Origin of the sequence: Saccharothrix sp. NRRL B-16314 (assembly GCF_000716595.1) — a bacterium.
Taxonomy (GTDB): Bacteria; Actinomycetota; Actinomycetes; order Mycobacteriales; family Pseudonocardiaceae; genus Actinosynnema.
Genome location: NZ_JNXC01000003.1, coordinates 402,400 through 419,270, shown reverse-complemented (window position 1 = coordinate 419,270; position 16,871 = coordinate 402,400). Strand labels below are relative to the sequence as shown.

At 70.2% G+C, this 16,871-nt stretch carries 16 protein-coding genes; 6 read left to right on the top strand and 10 right to left on the bottom strand.

Annotated features, from left to right (window positions below; all coding sequences use genetic code 11):
* Positions 1 to 11 precede the first annotated feature (11 nt).
* The 3 genes from aroD to OQ02_RS09035 all read left to right on the top strand — a co-directional run bounded on the left by aroD (position 12) and on the right by OQ02_RS09035 (position 3,118).
* On the top strand, positions 12 to 749 hold the full coding sequence (aroD, locus tag OQ02_RS09045) for a type I 3-dehydroquinate dehydratase (protein WP_081915478.1): 738 nt from the start codon (positions 12 to 14) through the stop codon (positions 747 to 749).
* A gap of 351 nt (positions 750 to 1,100) precedes the next feature.
* Entirely contained in the window at positions 1,101 to 2,363 is a 1,263-nt protein-coding gene (locus tag OQ02_RS09040) for an MFS transporter (protein WP_033437785.1), read from the top strand.
* Positions 2,364 to 2,365: 2 nt separating this feature from the next.
* Complete coding sequence (locus OQ02_RS09035) at positions 2,366 to 3,118, top strand: putative hydro-lyase (RefSeq protein WP_197043267.1); 753 nt, start codon at positions 2,366 to 2,368, stop codon at positions 3,116 to 3,118.
* Here OQ02_RS09035 and OQ02_RS09030 read toward each other — a convergent pair.
* The 4 genes from OQ02_RS09030 to bioD all read right to left on the bottom strand — a co-directional run bounded on the left by OQ02_RS09030 (position 3,115) and on the right by bioD (position 5,761).
* Positions 3,115 to 3,711: a DUF2567 domain-containing protein gene (locus tag OQ02_RS09030; RefSeq protein ID WP_033437783.1), complete on the bottom strand. Its 597-nt coding sequence runs from the start codon at positions 3,709 to 3,711 to the stop codon at positions 3,115 to 3,117. The genes OQ02_RS09035 and OQ02_RS09030 overlap by 4 nt on opposite strands.
* A 40-nt stretch (positions 3,712 to 3,751) precedes the next feature.
* A complete protein-coding gene (gene bsaP / locus OQ02_RS09025) occupies positions 3,752 to 3,940 on the bottom strand; it encodes a biotin synthase auxiliary protein BsaP (RefSeq protein ID WP_033437782.1) in 189 nt (62 codons plus the stop codon).
* Entirely contained in the window at positions 3,937 to 4,953 is a 1,017-nt protein-coding gene (gene bioB, locus OQ02_RS09020) for a biotin synthase BioB (RefSeq protein ID WP_033437781.1), read from the bottom strand. The genes bsaP and bioB overlap by 4 nt, the downstream gene beginning before the upstream one ends.
* A 91-nt stretch (positions 4,954 to 5,044) precedes the next feature.
* A complete protein-coding gene (gene bioD / locus OQ02_RS09015) occupies positions 5,045 to 5,761 on the bottom strand; it encodes a dethiobiotin synthase (protein ID WP_033437780.1) in 717 nt (238 codons plus the stop codon).
* A 60-nt stretch (positions 5,762 to 5,821) separates the two neighbouring features.
* Here bioD and OQ02_RS09010 point away from each other — a divergent pair, with 60 nt between their 5' ends.
* Together OQ02_RS09010 and OQ02_RS09005 are read left to right on the top strand one after the other, a co-directional pair.
* On the top strand, positions 5,822 to 6,061 hold the full coding sequence (locus tag OQ02_RS09010) for a glutaredoxin family protein (protein ID WP_033437779.1): 240 nt from the start codon (positions 5,822 to 5,824) through the stop codon (positions 6,059 to 6,061).
* A gap of 2 nt (positions 6,062 to 6,063) precedes the next feature.
* Positions 6,064 to 6,687, top strand: a complete 624-nt coding sequence (locus tag OQ02_RS09005; protein ID WP_156076930.1) for a hypothetical protein — start codon at positions 6,064 to 6,066, stop codon at positions 6,685 to 6,687.
* On the opposite strand, the gene OQ02_RS09000 is transcribed toward OQ02_RS09005, so the two are convergent.
* The 3 genes from OQ02_RS09000 to dnaE form a co-directional block, all read right to left on the bottom strand.
* Positions 6,667 to 7,935, bottom strand: coding sequence for an adenosylmethionine--8-amino-7-oxononanoate transaminase (locus tag OQ02_RS09000; protein WP_033437777.1), 1,269 nt, complete (start codon positions 7,933 to 7,935; stop codon positions 6,667 to 6,669). The genes OQ02_RS09005 and OQ02_RS09000 overlap by 21 nt on opposite strands.
* The gene (locus OQ02_RS08995; RefSeq protein ID WP_442973596.1) at positions 7,922 to 9,187 is read right to left on the bottom strand and encodes a cytochrome P450 family protein; all 1,266 of its coding nucleotides are present in this window, start codon (positions 9,185 to 9,187) and stop codon (positions 7,922 to 7,924) included. The genes OQ02_RS09000 and OQ02_RS08995 overlap by 14 nt, the downstream gene beginning before the upstream one ends.
* A gap of 81 nt (positions 9,188 to 9,268) precedes the next feature.
* Positions 9,269 to 12,799, bottom strand: coding sequence for a DNA polymerase III subunit alpha (gene dnaE / locus OQ02_RS08990; protein WP_033437776.1), 3,531 nt, complete (start codon positions 12,797 to 12,799; stop codon positions 9,269 to 9,271).
* Between the two features lie 191 nt (positions 12,800 to 12,990).
* Between dnaE and OQ02_RS08985 the strand changes: the two genes are divergently transcribed.
* Complete coding sequence (locus tag OQ02_RS08985) at positions 12,991 to 13,884, top strand: AsnC family protein (RefSeq protein WP_033437775.1); 894 nt, start codon at positions 12,991 to 12,993, stop codon at positions 13,882 to 13,884.
* Between the two features lie 115 nt (positions 13,885 to 13,999).
* Here the strand turns inward: OQ02_RS08985 and OQ02_RS08980 are convergent, their stop codons facing one another.
* The 3 genes from OQ02_RS08980 to lspA all read right to left on the bottom strand — a co-directional run bounded on the left by OQ02_RS08980 (position 14,000) and on the right by lspA (position 16,864).
* Positions 14,000 to 15,229 carry a multidrug effflux MFS transporter gene (locus OQ02_RS08980; RefSeq protein ID WP_063747030.1) on the bottom strand — a complete coding sequence of 410 codons (1,230 nt, stop codon included), beginning with the start codon at positions 15,227 to 15,229 and terminating at the stop codon, positions 14,000 to 14,002.
* 124 nt (positions 15,230 to 15,353) lie between these two features.
* Positions 15,354 to 16,286, bottom strand: a complete 933-nt coding sequence (locus OQ02_RS08975) for an RluA family pseudouridine synthase (protein WP_033437774.1) — start codon at positions 16,284 to 16,286, stop codon at positions 15,354 to 15,356.
* Positions 16,283 to 16,864, bottom strand: coding sequence for a signal peptidase II (lspA, locus tag OQ02_RS08970; RefSeq protein WP_033438011.1), 582 nt, complete (start codon positions 16,862 to 16,864; stop codon positions 16,283 to 16,285). The genes OQ02_RS08975 and lspA overlap by 4 nt, the downstream gene beginning before the upstream one ends.
* Between the last annotated feature and the right edge of the window lie 7 nt (positions 16,865 to 16,871).

The following is a 16,871-nucleotide window of genomic DNA, read 5'->3' as shown; positions in this document are numbered from 1 at the left end:
GGATCCCGCGAATGAATACCATGCGTGCGCTGGTCGACGGCGGTGTGCCCCTGGTCGCGGTGAGCTTCGACGACAAGGACTGCGAGCGGGCGGCGCGGGAAGCGCTGGCTTCCGGTGTCGACGTGGCGGAATTGCGCATCGACCGGTTCTCGCGGACCGATGTCGGGCACGTGCTGGAAAAGGTGCACGCGTTCCGGGGGCTGCCGGTGCTGGCGACCGTGCGCTCGGCCGCCGAGGGCGGTGGCTGGGGCGGCACCGAGGAGGAGCGCCTCGACCTGTTCCGCGCCGTCGCGCCGCTGGTGGACGCGGTGGACGTCGAGCTGTCGTCGGGTGGCGTGCTGGCCGACGTGATCAGTGCCGCGCGGGCGCATGACGCGTTGTCGATCGTGTCGTACCACAATTTCGACCGCACGCCCGACATCGACTCGCTCGAAGCCATTGTCCGGGACGCCCGAGCCGCCGGTGCGGATATCGTCAAAATCTCCACGATGGCAACGTCGGCTGCCGATGTGAAGACCCTGGCATCCCTTTTGCTGAACGCCGGCGACGATACCGAAATGATCGTCATCGCAATGGGCGCGACCGGTACCGCGTCACGAATCTTCTTCCCCGCCCTCGGCTCGCGGCTGACTTATACGTTCATCGGCCACCAGCCCACGTCGGGCCAACTCGACTTCGCCGAGACGTTCGCGCTGATGCGCAAGTTCTACCCGGAGTTCGACCGGCGGAAGGCCAACGCCGACTCCTGAGCGTTGCCCGCGGGGGCCTGAACGCCGAGCCCGGGATGTACCGAGCGCTGAGCCGGGGGTTACCGAGCGCCGAGCCCAGGTGTTCGTGCGCTGCGCCCAGGTGTCCGTGCGCTGCGCCCAGGTGTCCGTGCGCTGCGCCCAGGTGTCCGTGCGCTGCGCCCAGGTGTCCGTGCGCTGCGCCCAGGTGTACTGAGCGTTGAACTCGGGGGTCCTGAACGTAGGACACGGGTGGCCTGAGTGGACGACTCACGGGAGGTTGTCGGTTCGCCCTCTTGCTCTCTAGTGGGATTGTTCAACAATCCTCTAGCTTGAGGGGCGGCACACCCTCACGGCTGCGAGGTGATCCCCGAGATGAGCACCACGGACATCGACACCGAGGAAGTCCGAGGCCCGTTCGCCTGGTTCCACGCGCTGGGCCGCAACGGCAAGCGGGCGTTCGTCGGCGCGTTCGGCGGCTTCGGCCTGGACGCCTACGACTTCCAGGTCCTCCCCCTTGGCCTGTTCGCCATCACCGCCTACTTCGGCATCACCCAAGGCCAAGCCGGCCTGCTGAACACCGTCACCCTCGTCGTCTCCGCCCTCGGCGGCGTGATCGCGGGCATCTTCGCCGACCGCATCGGCCGGGTCCGCACCCTCATGATCACCGTCGTCACCTACGCCGTCTTCACCGTCCTGTGCGGCTTCGCCACCAGCTACGAGACGCTGCTGGTGTTCCGCGCCCTCCAGGGCCTCGGCTTCGGCGGCGAGTGGGCGGCCGGCGCGATCCTCGTCGCCGAGTACTGCCAACCCCGGTACCGCGGCCGGACGGTCGCGTTCATCCAGAGCTCGTGGGCCGTCGGCTGGGGCCTGAGCGTGATCGTCTACACCGCCGTGTTCAGCTTCCTGCCCCAGGACATCAGCTGGCGCGTGCTGTTCTGGACCGGCGCGATCCCCGCCGTCCTCGTCTTCTACATCCGCCGCAACGTCCAGGACGCGCCGAAGGCCGAGACGGCGCTGAAGACCAGCCCGCGCAAGGGCAGCGTCAAGGCGGTCTTCCGCGGCGAACTCGGCCGGACCACGCTGTTCGCCGCGCTCCTCGCCACCGGCGTCCAAGGCGGCTACTACACGCTGGCGAGCTGGGTGCCGACGTTCCTCAAGACCGAACGCGGGCTGAGCGTCGTCGGCACCGGTGGGTACCTGGCCCTGCTCATCAGCGGCGCGTTCGCCGGGTACGTCACCGGCGGCTACCTGACCGACCGGCTCGGCCGCAAGCGCACGTTCACCCTGTTCGCCGTGCTCAGCGGGATCCTCCTCGTCCTGTTCACCCAGATACCGGCGGGCGCGAACTGGTTGGTCCTGCTGGTCACGTTCCCGCTCGGCTTCACCACGTCGGCGATCTTCAGCGGCTTCGGGGCCTTCCTCGCCGAGCTCTACCCGACCGAGCTGCGCGGCACCGGCCAGGGCTTCACCTACAACTTCGGCCGCGCGGTCGGCGCGCTGTTCCCGGCCCTGGTGGGATTCCTGGCGGAGGGCATGGGCGTCGGCGGCGCGATGGTCTTCGGCGCGGTCGCGTACGGCATCGCCGTGCTGGCGCTCCTCGGACTCCCCGAGACGAAGGGCGCCGAACTGACATGACCATGACACCGCAAGAGGTGCGCCGGCACCACCGCGGCCCGACGACCGGGCTGGCGGACGGCTACGCCCAGGCCAACCTCATCGCCGTGCCGCAGGACTGGGCCTACGACGTGCTGCTGTTCGCCCAGCGCAACCCCGGACCGTGCCCCGTCCTCGACGTCACCGACGCGGGCGGCACCACCACGGTCCTGGCCCGCGACGCCGACCTGCGCCGCGACCTGCCCCGCTACCGGATCTGGGAGCACGGCGAGCTGACCGGTGAACCGGCCGACGCCACCGCCCACTGGCGGGACGACCTGGTCGCGTTCCTGATCGGGTGCAGCTTCACGTTCGAGTCCGCGCTGAAGCGGGCGGGCGTCCCGCTCCGGCACGTCGAGCAGCGGCGGAACGTCCCGATGTACGTCACGGACGTCGCGTGCCGCCCGGCCGGCCGCCTGCACGGCCCGATGGTGGTGTCGATGCGCTACGTACCGGCCGACCTCGTCGGCACGGCGCACGACATCACCGCCCGCATGCCCGCGGTCCACGGCGCACCCGTCCACGCCGGCGACCCGGCGGCGCTCGGCATCGGGGACCTGGACCGGCCCGACTTCGGCGACCGCACCGACCCGCACGAGGGCGACGTGCCGGTCTTCTGGGCGTGCGGCGTGACACCGCAGGCCGCGGTGATGGCGTCGCAACCGCCGTTCGCGATCACCCACGCGCCGGGGCACATGTTCGTCACCGACGTGCCCGACACCGAGTACGAGACCTAGCCGAGCCGACGGCCGAGGTCGTCCAGACCGTTCCACGCGGCCAGGCAGCCGTACGCCAGCGCCGTGCCCAAGGGCCACGCCAGCACGCCCCACCACGTCTCCAGCACCGGGGCCAAGGCGATCACGTCACCGACCTCGGGCGCGGCGCCGACGGCGTAGTCGTCGGCGGCCGTCCCGATGCCGGTGAGCTGGGCCAGGTAGGCCGCCACGACCGAGCCGAGCGTGGCCGCGAGCATCACCACCGGCCCGCGCCGTTCCCGCAGCAGCCACACCGCGATGCCGGTGACCAGCCCGATGGCCAGCCCGAACAGCACGAACAGCATCAGCCCGTCGAGCCGGTGGTAGCTCTCGCCGGTCACCGGCACCATCGACGCGTCCTGCTGCACGACGACGTTCTGGGGCGGCGCGAGCCACGCCCACAACCACCCCGCGGGCAGCCCGAGCAGCGCGATCGCGGACAGCACGGAGAACGACGGCAGCAGGTCGCGCTTCACCACGACCCGCGGGCGCTGCACCACGTAGTAATACTCGAACGCCGGCGCGGGTGGCACCCGGACGGGCGTGGCCCGTTCGTCCACCGGTTGCTCCGCCACCCGACGACCTCCCTGCACACGTGACCAGATGCAGGGCAGGTTACCGCGCGGAGGCGATCTCCCCGTGACGGCTGCACGCGGCGGTCCACCCGGCGGGCGTCACCTGCACCACCATCCGGCGCGCGCACTCGCCGCAGAACCGCGGCGGGTCGATCACGCCGAGCCGCGAGGCGCACGCCGAGTGGTCCGTCGCGGCGAGGTCCTTGCCGCAGTATCCGCAGTACGTCACAGCGTCTTGCTCAGTTCCTTGATCGGCATGGACAGCTCGCCCAGCATGTCGAGGTCCTGCTGCGCCGGGCGGCCGAGGTTGGTCAGGTAGTTGCCGACGATGATCGCGTTGACGCCGCCGAGCATGCCCTGCTTGGCGCCGAGGTCGCCGAACGTCAGCTCACGGCCGCCGGCGAAGCGCAGGATCGTCCGCGGCAGGGCCAGCCGGAACGCGCCGACCGCGCGCAGAGCGTCAGGACCCTCCACGACCGGGTAGTTCTCGTAGGGGGTGCCGGGGTTCGGGATGAGGAAGTTCAGCGGCACCTCGTCCGGCTCCAGCGCGGCCAGCTGCACGGCGAACTCGGCGCGCTGCGCCAGCGTCTCGCCCATGCCGATGATGCCGCCGCAGCAGACCTCCATGCCGGCTTCGCGGATCATCTTCAGCGTGTCCCACCGCTCTTCCCACGAGTGCGTGGTGACCACGTTGGGGAAGTGCGAGCGGGCCGTCTCCAGGTTGTGGTTGTAGCGGTGGACGCCCATCGCCACCAGCTCGTCCACCTGCTCCTGGGTGAGCATGCCGAGCGAGCACGCGATCTGGATGTCGTTGCCGTCCTCACGGATGGCCTTGATGCCGTCGCGCACCTGCGACAGCAGCCGCTTGTCCGGCCCGCGCACGGCGGCGACGATGCAGAACTCGGTCGCGCCGGTGTCGGCGGTCTGCCTGGCGGCCTTCACCAGGCCGGGGATGTCCAGCCACGCCGAGCGCACCGGCGAGGGGAACTGCCCGGACTGGGAGCAGAAGTGGCAGTCCTCGGGGCAGCCGCCGGTCTTCAGCGACACGATGCCCTCGACCTCGACCTCGGGGCCGCACCAGCGCATGCGCACCGCGTGCGCGATCTCCAGCAGGTCGGGGATGCGCTCGTCGGGCAGCTGGAGGACTTCGAGCACCTGCTCCTCGGACAGCCCGACGCCCTGCTCCAGCACCTGCTCACGGGCAACGCTGAGGACATCGACCTGTTCGGGTGCTGCGGTCACGACTTCTCCTCGGGAACTCCGGCGGTGGTCCGCCGTGCAGTCTGCCGCACGGCGCTGCGCCGGTCCCAGCGATGTGCATCACTGGATTCGGTCAGCAGGTGTGCGGCGCGGCGAACTTCTCCGGGTCGAAGTCGCCGCCGAACCACGGTGACAGGGCGTCCCGGGCCATCCCGGTGAACTCGGCGCGGTCCAGCGCCGCCGCGCCGTCGGGCAGCACGCCGAGCAGTGGCGCGCCCGCGGCTTCGGGCAGGTCGACGAGGTTGGTGCGGGTGGCGAGGTCGGGTGCGGCGGGCCAGCGGCCGACCACCACGCCCACGGACTCCAGCCCACGCCTGAGCAGGGCTTCCGCGGTCAGCGCGGTCATGTTCAGCGTGCCCAGGCCGGGGTGGGCGACGATCAGCACGGGTGCGTTGAGCGCCCACGCCGCGTCGGCGATGGTGGAGCCCGCGTCGTCGAACCGCACCAGCAGCCCGCCCGCGCCCTCGACCAGCACGAGGTCGTGCGTCGCGTCCAGCGCCACGGCCGCCGAGGCGATCTCGCTGGGGTGCACGGTGCGCAGGCCGGACCGGCGCGCGGCCGTGGCCGGCGCCAGCGGCTCGGGGTATCGGCGCAGCTCACGGGTGGTGACCGGGCCCGCGAGGCGGACCACCTCGGCGAGGTCGCCCGGTTCGCCGTCGGCGACGCCGGTCTGCGCGGGCTTGAGCACGGCGACCCGTCGGCCTTCGGCGACGGCCAGTGCCGCCAAGGCGGCGACGACCACCGTCTTGCCGACCTCGGTGCCCGTGCCGGTGATCACGAGGACGCTCACGGGCACCGAGCCTAGGCGTTCACGTAGAGTCGCGGCCGGCCGCGTTCTAAAGTCACACTCATGAGTGAGATCGTTCTCTACGGTGCGGACTGGTGCGGTGACTGCCGACGGGCCAAGGCGTGGCTGCGGGAGCACGAAGTGCCGTTCACCGAGGTCGACGTCGAACACGACGACGCGGCCCGCGATCGGGCGATCGAGATCGCCGGCGGGCGCAAGAACATCCCGGTGGTCGTGCTGCCGGACGGCCGGGTGCTCATCGAACCGACCAACACCGAACTCGCCGCCGCCGTGGAGCGGTGACCGTGGGCAAGGCAGTCGACGACAAGCGCCGGCAAGCCGCGAAGGCCAAGCGCGACAAGGCCCGTCGCGCGGCGAAGAAGGCTGCCAAGGCGAACCCGAACTGGTACCAGCGGCAGAACGGCGGCACCCAGACCCTGATCGTCCTGGGCGCCATCGCGGCGCTGGTGGGCGGCCACTTCCTCCTGTGGGGCGCCGTGTTCCCCGCGTTGGGCGCGCTGGTCGGTCGGGTGCCGGTCGTGTCGACGGTGACCGGCTGGCTGTTCGGCGGCGGCGCGGCCATGGCGTGGGGTGTGTACGCCCTCAACCAGGACACCGCGAAGCCGGCGACCACGAAACGGCTCCTGGTGGTGGCCTGGGTGTGGACGGGGGTGGCGCTGCTGCTGTTCCCGACCGGCTACGCCGACAGCATCCGGCTGCCGGTCGACTTCTGGGCGGGCGTGTACGCGGGCGCCTACGGCATGGTCCTGTCCCCGGTGGCGTTCGGCGTGGTCGCGGTGGGCTGGTGGCTGCTGGTCAACAAGCTGTTCGGGTACAAGGAAGAGCCCAGCAACCAGGCCGTCGGCTGGATCCTCGTGGGTTACGCGACCCTGCTGCTGGTGTGGGGCTCAACCCTGCTGCGCATGTGACGCCCGCGCCGCGGCGACGACGGCGGCGCTGATCGCGGCCACGTCGTCGTCGGTGCTGATGAACGGCGGCATGGTGTAGATCAGGTCCCGGAACGGCCGGAGCCACACACCGTGGTCGACGGCAGCGGCCGTGGCGGCGGCCATGTCCACGGGGTGGTCGAGCTGCACGACGCCGATCGCGCCGAGCACCCGCACGTCACCGGGCGCCTCCGCGAGCCCGGACTTGAGCCCGTCCTCGATCCGCCGCACCGATCCCCGCCAGTCCTGCGACAGCAGCAGGTCGGTGGACGCCAGCGCGACCGCCGACGCCAGCGGGTTGCCCATGAACGTCGGCCCGTGCGCCAGCACCGGCACCTCGCCGCGCGAGATCCCGTCCGCCACGCGCGACGTGCACAGGGTCGCCGCCATCGACAGGTAACCGCCGGTCAGGGCCTTGCCGAGGCACATGATGTCCGGGCTGATCCCGGCGTGGTCGGCGGCGAACAGCTCACCGGTGCGGCCGAAGCCGGTGGCGATCTCGTCGAAGATCAGCAGCACGTCGTGCGCCAGCGCCAGCTCGCGCAGCACGTGCAGGTAGCGCGGGTCGTGGAACCGCATCCCGCCGGCGCCCTGCACGACCGGCTCCACGATCACGGCGGCCAGCTCACCGGCGTGCGCCTCGATCAGGTCGGCCAGCTCCTGGACGTACGCGGTCTCCAGGTCGCGCGGCGGCGCGGACGCGAAGACCTGGTCCGGCAGCACGCCCCGCCACAGCGAGTGCATCCCGCCCTCCGGGTCGCACACCGCCATCGGCTGGAACGTGTCGCCGTGGTACCCGCCGCGCCAGGTCAGCAGCCGCCGCTTCTCCGGCCGCCCCTGCGAGCGCCAGTACTGCAACGCCATCTTGATCGCGACCTCGACCGACACCGAGCCGGAGTCGCACAGGAACACGTGCTGCAACGGCTCCGGCGTGATCTCCACCAGCCGGGCCGACAGCGCCACCGCGGGCTCGTGGGTGAGGCCGCCGAACATGACGTGGCTCATCCGGCCGAGCTGGTCGCGCACCGCCTCGTCCAGGACCGGGTGCCGGTAGCCGTGGATCGCGGCCCACCAGGACGACATGCCGTCGACCAGCTCGCGGCCGTCGTCCAGCCTCAGCCGGACCCCTGAAGCCGACGAGACGACCAGCGGCTCCAGGGTGCCCGGCATCGGGCCGTACGGGTGCCAGACGTGCGCCTGGTCCAGCTTCAGCAGCTCATCGCGGTCCACGGGGCGTCAGGCTAACCGGCAGCGACTCGAGCCCGCGCATGAGCGTGCCCTGCCGCCACCGCAGCGACTCCGGGTCGGCCGCCAGGGCGAAGTCGAACCGGTCGAGCAGCGACCCGATCGCGATCTCGCCCTCCATCCGGGCCAGCGGCGCGCCCAGGCAGTAGTGCACGCCGTGGCCGAACGCCAGGTGCCCGCCGGCGGGCCGGGTGATGTCGAACCGGTCCGCGTCGGGGAACCGGTCCCCGTCGCGGTTGGCGCCGTTCAGCGACACGACCACCACGCTGTTCTTCGGGATGACCACGTCGCCCACCTCGACGTCCTCGACGGTGACGCGGATGGTCGCGTGGTTGACCGGGCTCTCGTAGCGCAGGAACTCCTCCACCGCGCCCGGCAGCAACGACCGGTCCGCGCGCAGCCTGTCCGCCTGGTCGGGGTGGCGGAGCAGGAGGTGCACGCCGTTGGTGATCAGGTTGACCGTCGTCTCGTGCCCGGCGACCAGCAGCAGGAACGCCATGGAGATCAGTTCCAGCTGGTCAAGCCGCTCGCCTCCCTCTTCGGCGTGCACCAGCTCAGAGAAGAAGTCGTCACCCGGGTTCGCCCGCTTGTGGTCGACGAGCCGGGTCAGGTAGTCCGCCATCCGACCCGCCGCCGCCTGCACGGCCTCCGCGTCCGGGCCGCCGAGGACCAGGGTGTTCGACCACACCCGGAATTCGTCGCGCGCGTCCAGCGGCACGTCGAGCATCTCGCAGATCACCGTGATGGGCAGCGGGAACGACAGCGCGTCGACGAGGTCCATCCCGGAATTGATGGTCGCAGAATCGGTGGTCGCCGCCTTGGCCGCCATCTCGTCCAGCAGGCCGTCGGTGATCTCCTGCACGCGGGACCGCAACTGCTCGATCCGCCGCGCGGTGAACGCCTTGGTGACGAGCTTGCGCAGCCGGGTGTGGTCCGGCGGGTCCATGTTCAGCATGTGCTGCATCAGGGACGAGTCGAACTCCCCCGCCTCCTCGCCGTCGACCTGGTTGCGCTGCATGATGCCCGGGAACGCCCGGTAGTCCTTGCTGAACCGCTGGTCGGCGAGCGCCTGCCGGGCGTCCTCGTACCGCGTGACGAGCCATGCCTTCGTGCCGCCCGGCAGCACCACCTCGGTCGCCGCCGCCTGCGCGCGCATCCGGGTGTGGTAGGCGTGCGGATCGGTGAAGTACTCGGGTCCGAGCACGTCGAGTCCGGCGATCTTCTCCCCCACGGGGATCTCCTCCTCGGTTGAGTTAACCCTGTTCACTCAACGATTCGAGACTCCCTCGTGTCCCCGGATGGGACCTATGTCACCCGATCAACCCAAGCACCCCGGTCCCAGCAGCGCCTTCAGGTCACCCATCAGGGACGGCGTTGGCGTCACCCGGAGCGCGTCGTCCAGCTTCAGCAACGTGTTCCGGCTGCTGTTGATGACGAGGTTCAGGTGCACCTCGGTCGTACCGGGATGCGCGGACAGCACTTCCTTCAACGACGTCACCAGCTTCGGGTCGCAGCGCGACGCCGCCACCTTCAGCTTCAACGCCTGCGCGCCCAGTTCGGTCAGGTCCGGCACGACCAGGTCGTTGGCGATCAGCGAGATCCGGTCCTCGCGCTTCGCCACGCGCGCCTTGACCAGCACGATCGCGTCCTCGGCCACCGACATGCCGTGCACCATGTAGCTCTTGGGGAAGAACAGCACCTCGATGCCACCGGCCAGGTCCTCCAGCTGCGCGGAGGCCCACGGCTCGCCGTTCTTGTTCACCCGGCGGGTGACCGAGGCGAGGATGCCGCCCAGCGTGACCTGCGTGCCGTCCGGCACGTCGCCTTCCAGGATGCGCGGGATCGAAGTGTCCGAATAGGACCCCAGCAGCTGCTCGACGCCGTTGAGCGGGTGGCCGGACACGTACAGGCCCAGCATCTCCCGCTCCAGCGTGAGCTGGTGCTTGGCCTCCCAGTGCTCGTCCGGGATCTTGACGTCGAACACGCTCGCGCCGTCGTCACCGCCGCCGTCGCCGAACAGGTCGAACTGGCCGCGCGCCTCTTCCTTCTTGGTCAGCATGATCGCGTCGACCGCCTCGACGTGGACCATGTGCAGGCCCTTGCGCGGGTGGCCGAGCGAGTCGAACGCGCCCGCCTTGATCAGCGATTCGACGACCTTCTTGTTGCACGCCTGCACGTCGACCTTGCGCAGAAAGTCGGAGAAGTCGGCGAACTTCCCCTTCTCCTTGCGGGTCCGGATGATCGCGTCGACCACGTTCGCGCCGACGTTGCGGATCGCGCCGAGGCCGAACCGGATGTCGTTGCCGACCGCGACGAACTCGCGTTCGGACTCGTTGACGTCCGGCGGCAGCACGGTGATGCCCATCCGGCGGCACTCGGCCAGGTAGACGGCCGACTTGTCCTTGTTGTCCGAGTTCGTGGTCAGCAGCGCTGCCATGTACTCGCCGGGGTAGTTCGCCTTGAGGTACGCGGTCCAGTACGCGATCAGGCCGTACGCGGCGGAGTGCGCCTTGTTGAACGCGTAGTCGGCGAACGGGACGAGGATGTCCCACAGCGTCTTGATCGCCTCGGGCGAGTAGCCGTTGTCGCGCATGCCCGCCTCGAAACCCTCGTACTCCTTGTCGAGGATCTCCTTCTTCTTCTTGCCCATCGCGCGGCGGAGCAGGTCCGCTTGGGCCAGCGTGTAGCCCGCCACCTTCCGCGCGATCGCCATGACCTGCTCCTGGTACACGATCAACCCGTAGGTCGTGTCCAGGATCTCGGCCAGCGGCTCCTCGAGCTCCTTGTGGATCGGCGTGATCTCCTGCTGCTTGTTCTTGCGCAGCGCGTAGTTCGTGTGCGAGTTCGCGCCCATCGGACCCGGCCGGTACAGCGCGATGACCGCCGAGACGTCCTCGAAGTTGTCCGGGCGCATGAGCCGCAGCAGGTCGCGCAGGGCGCCGCCGTCGAGCTGGAACACGCCCAGCGTGTCGCCGCGGCCCAGCAGCTCGTACGTCTTCCGGTCGTCGAGGGCGACGGTGGTGATGTCCACGTCGCCCTTGCCGTTGAGCGCGATGTTCTTCAGCGCGTCGTCGATCGTGGTCAGGTTGCTCAGGCCGAGGAAGTCCATCTTCAGCAGGCCGAGCGTCTCGCACGTCGGGTAGTCGAACTGGGTGATGATCGACCCGTCCTGCGGGCGCTTCCAGACCGGGATGTGGTCCGTCAGCGGCTCCGCGGACATGATCACCGCGCAGGCGTGCACGCCCGCGTTGCGGATCAGGCCCTCCAGCCCGCGGCCGGTGTCGATGATCTCCTTGACCTGCGGGTCCGTGTCGTAGAGGGCGCGCACCTCGGCGGCCTCCGAGTACCGCTTGTGCTGCGGGTCGAAGACGCCCGCCAGCGGGATGTCCTTGCCCATCACGGCGGGTGGCATGGCCTTGGAGATCCGGTCCGCGACCGCGTAGCCCGGCTGCCCGTACAGCACGCGGGCCGAGTCCTTGATCGCCGCCTTCGCCTTGATCGTGCCGAACGTGATGACCTGGGCGACCTTGTCGGCGCCCCACTTCTCGGTGACGTACCGGATCACGTCACCGCGCCGGCGCTCGTCGAAGTCGATGTCGATGTCGGGCGGGCTGACCCGGTCCGGGTTCAGGAACCGCTCGAAGATCAGGCCGTGGGCCAGCGGGTCGAGGTCCGTGATGCCCATCGCGTACGCGATCAGCGCGCCCGCGGCGGAACCTCGGCCGGGGCCGACCCGGATGCCGTTCGCCTTGGCCCAGTTGATGAAGTCGGCGACCACCAGGAAGTAGGACGGGAAGCCCATCTGGAGGATGACGTCGATCTCGAACTCGACCTGCTTGCGGTGCACCTCGTCGACGCCCTCCGGGAACCGGCGGCGCATGCCCTCCCAGACCTCGTCCCGGAAGTAGTCGGCCTCGGTCTTGCCGTCCGGCGTCGGGTAGCGCGGCATCAGGTTCTGGAACGCGAACATGCCGGTCGTGTCGACCTTCTCGGCCACCAGCAGGGTGTTGCGGCACCCCTCCTGCCAGGCGTCCGACGAGTCGATCGCGCGCATCTCGTCCGGCGACTTCAGGTAGTAGCCCGTGCCGTCGAACTTGAACCGGCCCGGGTCCTGGAGCGTCTTGCCGGTCTGCACGCACAGCAGCGCCTCGTGCGCCTCGCGGTCCTCGGCGTAGGTGTAGTGCGAGTCGTTGGTCACCACGAACGGGATGCTGAGCTTCTTCGCGATGTCCATCAGGCCGCCGCGGACCCGGCTCTCGATCTCGATGCCGTGGTCCATCAGCTCCACGAAGAAGTTCTCCGCGCCGTAGATGTCGCGCCACTTCGCGGCGGACTCCAGGGCCTCCTTCTCGTGGCCGAGGCGCAGCCGGGTCTGGACCTCGCCGGACGGGCAGCCGGTGGTCGCCATCAGCCCCGCCGAGTGCTCGGCGATCAGCTCGGCGTCCATCCGCGCCCACTTGCCCAGCTGGCCCTCCGTCGAGGCCCGGCTGGCGACCTTCATCAGGTTGTGCAGGCCCTCGTTCGTCCGGGCCCAGATGGTCTGGTGGGTGTACGCGCCGCTCGCGGAGACGTCGTCGGACTTCTGCCCGGGGTCGCCCCACAGCACGCGCTTCTTGTCGAAGCGCGACTCCGGCGCCAGGTACGCCTCGATGCCGATCACCGGCTTGATCCCGGCCGCCGTCGCCTGCCGGTAGAAGTCGTAGGCGCCGTACATGTTGCCGTGGTCGGTGATCGCGGCGGCCGTCATGCCCATCCGCTCGCACTCGGCGAACATGTCCTTCAGCTTGGCCGCGCCATCGAGCATCGAGTACTCGGTGTGCACGTGGAGGTGCACAAACGAGTCGGACACCCAAACCCCCCTGAAGATCGCAGCGGGCCCGGGACTCGAAGCGCTCGGGCAAGACGCGCTCGACCCTATAACGCCGCCGGGAAACACGAATGGCGGCACGCCCGGGTGACGGCGAGCAACCCTCACGTCACCTCACCGTGCCGGGCGGGTCGATGGAACGGAGATCCGTCCAGCCGGGTAGCGTTCCCGGTGTGGTAGCGCCGGACCCCGTCGACGCCCGTCTCCTGGCCATGATCGCCGAGATGGGCCGTGCCGCCGTGCACGAGGTGGCCGCGCGGCTGGGCATGGACCCGCGGGAGGCCGCCGCCAGGCTGATCACCCTGTCCGGCAGCGGGCTGCCGCTGCTGGTCGGCGTGGAGTGCGACCCGAACGGCATCCGCAAGGCCTTGGCGAACAGCGTGGCGTGGGGCAGCTACTCGGGGCCCGGCGGGCAGGCCGTCCGCGGCACGCCGAGCGGCCCGTACCCGCCCGCGCCCGGCACGGTGCACGGGACGCCGTCCGGCTCGTACCCCGGCCACCCCGGTCCGCAGGGGCCGCCCAGCGCGCCGTTCCCGGCGCAGCACGGCGGGTCGGGACCGGTGCCCGTGTCGGAGCCGATGAGCACGTGGGGCGTGCCCGGCACGTCCGGTTGGGCTCGCGGTGACCAGGCGCCCGCGCCGCGGTCGCGCACCGGCAAGATCGGCACGACGTTGGAGACCGAGGGCCTGGAGGGCGCCCGGTTGACCATCCAGCTGGTCGAGGTGGTCGACCCGGCCGACTTCCTGTTCACGGCGGCCGGTTACAAGCTGGCGGTCGGTGAGCGGGCCGTGGTCGTGCACACGGAGCTGGCGAACGTCGGGCAGGTGCCGTTCAACTCGCTGCCCGACATGTACCTGGTGCTGATGACGAACAAGGGCGAGACGGTCGCCAAGGCGCCGGTGTCGCTCTCCTCCCGTCCGCCGCACAAGATCGGCATCCAGCCGGGCGAGACCGCCGGCGGCCACACGGTCTACGTGCTGCCGGAGGACACCGTGGTGTTCTCCGTTCGCTGGAGCTCCCGCCCCGAGACCGACCTCAACACCCTGGTCTGGACCATCGACGACTAACCCGTGAGTCCTACGTTCACGCCCCGTGAGTCCTACGTTCAGAACCCCTGAATTCAACGCTCAGGACGGGCGGGCGTGTTCTGAGCGTTGAACTCGGGGGTTCCGAACGTAGGACTCACGCGTTCTGGACGTAGGACTCACGCGGGGTGGGGGTGGGGTCGCGGGTGATGCCCACGTCGCCCCTGGTCAGGGTGGCGAACAGGATCACGGCCAGCACGGTGGCGGACGCCATCACCGTCACCATGGGCAGCACGCTCGCCGAGCCGCCCGCGCCGACCAGCGGAGCCATCAGCCCACCGACCAGGAACGTGGTCACGCCCAGGACGGCCGACGCGCTGCCCGCCGCCTCCGGGTGCCGGGACATCGCCAGCGTGGACGCGTTCGGCATGAGCAGGCCGACGCTCATCGTCAGCAGGAACAACGGCGGCAGGAACGTCGCCAGGCCGCCACCCGCCACGCCGCCGACGAGCAGGCCGACCCCGCCCACCGCACTGCCCGCCAGGCCGATCTTGAGCAGCGGACGCGGCATGACGCGGCCGGTCAGGGCGGTGTTGAGCAGCCCCGCCACCAGGATCGCCACCGAGTTCAGCGCGAACACCAGGCTGAACTGCTGCGGCGTCAGCCCGTACACGTTCTGCAGGATGAACGACCCGCCGGCCACGTACGCGAACAGCGAGCCGAGGGCCAGCGCCGACGCCAGCGCGTAGCCCAGGAACTTCCGGTCGGCGAGCAGACCGCCGAACACCTTCACCGTGAGCAGCAGGTTCGCCGGGCGGCGCTTGCTCGGCGGCAACGTCTCCGGCAACCCCGTGGCCAGCGCGATCAGCAGGATCAACCCGAACACACCGAGCACGACGAACGTGCCGCGCCACGACGTGAACCTCAGCAGCTGCCCGCCGAGCACCGGCGCCAACACCGGGCCCAGGCTGTTCACCAACATCATCAGCGACATGAACCGCGCCATCGCCAGGCCTTCGAACCGGTCCCGCGCGACCGCCATCGCGACCACGAATCCGGCCGCCACGCCCAGCCCCTGCAGCAGGCGCAGTCCGGCGAACGCGAGCGCACTCGGCGCGACCGCGCAGAAGAGCGAGATCACGACGTAGCTGCCGATCCCGACCAGCAGCGGCCGACGCCTGCCCCACGAGTCGGACAGCGGACCGACCACGAGCTGGCCGGCCGACAGACCGAGGATGAACGTGGTCAGCGACAGCTGGATCTGGGTCTCGACCGCACCGAACTCGGCCGCGATGGCCGGGAACCCCGGCAGGTACATGTCCACCGACAGCGGCCCGAGCAGGCACAGGGACCCCAGCAGCGCGACCAATCGGGTCCTGTTGTCCATTACCGCACTCCCCCCAGGCCTCATCTGTCAAAAGCTTCGCAAGACAAACGACCTGAGGAAAGCGATATGTCCGACGTCACCCGCCGAGCGCAAGACTTTCGTCCCGCGCGGCCCGTCGGGAACGTCAGTAACCCTCTGCCCGCAACAGTTCCAGCGCGTCGGCGAGGTCGGCCGGGTACTCGCTGGTGTACGAAACCCACTGGCCGTCGGCAGGGTGGTGGAAGCCGAGTGTCCGGGCGTGCAGCCACTGCCGGGTGACGCCGAGCCGCTTGGCCAGCGACGGGTCGGCGCCGTAGGTCAGGTCGCCGACGCACGGGTGCCGCAGCGCGGAGAAGTGCACCCGGATCTGGTGCGTGCGGCCGGTTTCCAGGTGCACGTCGAGCAGTGACGCGGCCCGGAAGGCCTCCACCACCTCGTAGTGCGTGATGCTGGGTTTGCCGTTGGCCATCACGGCGAACTTGTAGTCGTGCTTCGGGTGCCGGTCGATCGGCGCGTCGATGGTGCCCTTGATCGGGTCCGGGTGCCCCTGCACGAGCGCGTGGTACAGCTTGTCGACGGTGCGTTCCTTGAACGCGTGCTTCAACGCCGAGTAGGCGTGCTCGCTCTTCGCCACCACCATGACGCCGGTCGTGCCGACGTCCAGCCGGTGCACGACGCCCTGGCGTTCGGCCGCGCCCGACGTGGCGATCCTGATGCCGGCCGCGGCGAGGCCGCCCACCACCGTCGGACCGGTCCAGCCGGGGCTGGGGTGCACGGCGACGCCGACCGGCTTGTCCACCACGATCACGTCGTCGTCCTGGTGCAGGATCTCCAGACCTTCGACGGGCACGGCCTGCACCTGCATCGGCCGCTCGGGCTCGGGGAGGGTGACCTCCAGCACCGAGCCCGCCATCAGCCGGTCCGACTTGCCCGCGGGCCGACCGTCCAGCACGACGTCGCCCGACTCGGTCAGCGCGGCCACCACCGTGCGGGACAGGCCGAGGAGCTTGGCCAGGCCGGCGTCGACCCTCATCCCGTCCAGACCGTCCGGAACGGGAAGGGTCCGGTAGTCGCTCATGCGCCCGCCTTCTTGGCCGCGGGCTTCTCCACGCGGGTGCCGTCGTAGTCACGTTGGAGCAGCGCCATGAGCACGATCACGCCGCCGCCCACGCAGATGGCGGAGTCCGCCACGTTGAACACCGGGAAGAAGTTCCCCCACGGGTCGAGCACCGAGATGAAGTCGACGACGCCGCCGCGCATCGGGCCGGGGCCGCGGAAGACGCGGTCCACAAGGTTGCCCATCGCGCCGCCGAGGACCAGGCCGAGCCCGATGGCCCAGCCGACCGACCGCAGCCGGCGCGCGATCCACAGGATGAACCCGACCACGCCGAACGCGATCAGCGCGAGGATCACCGTCCAGCCCTCGGCCAGGCCGAACGCGGCACCGGTGTTGCGGATCAGCGGCAGGTAGATGAGGCCGCCGAGCAGCTCGACCGGCTCGCGCCCTTCCAGGTGCTCCACCGCGATGATCTTGGTGACCAGGTCGACGGCCAACACGAGCGGTGCGATGACGGCCAGCAGGAGGACCCGGCGCCTGGGCAGCGGTGCGTCCGGCTGGTCCGGTGTGTCCGGCTCGGTGTTGGGATCGGTGCTCACCGGGCCA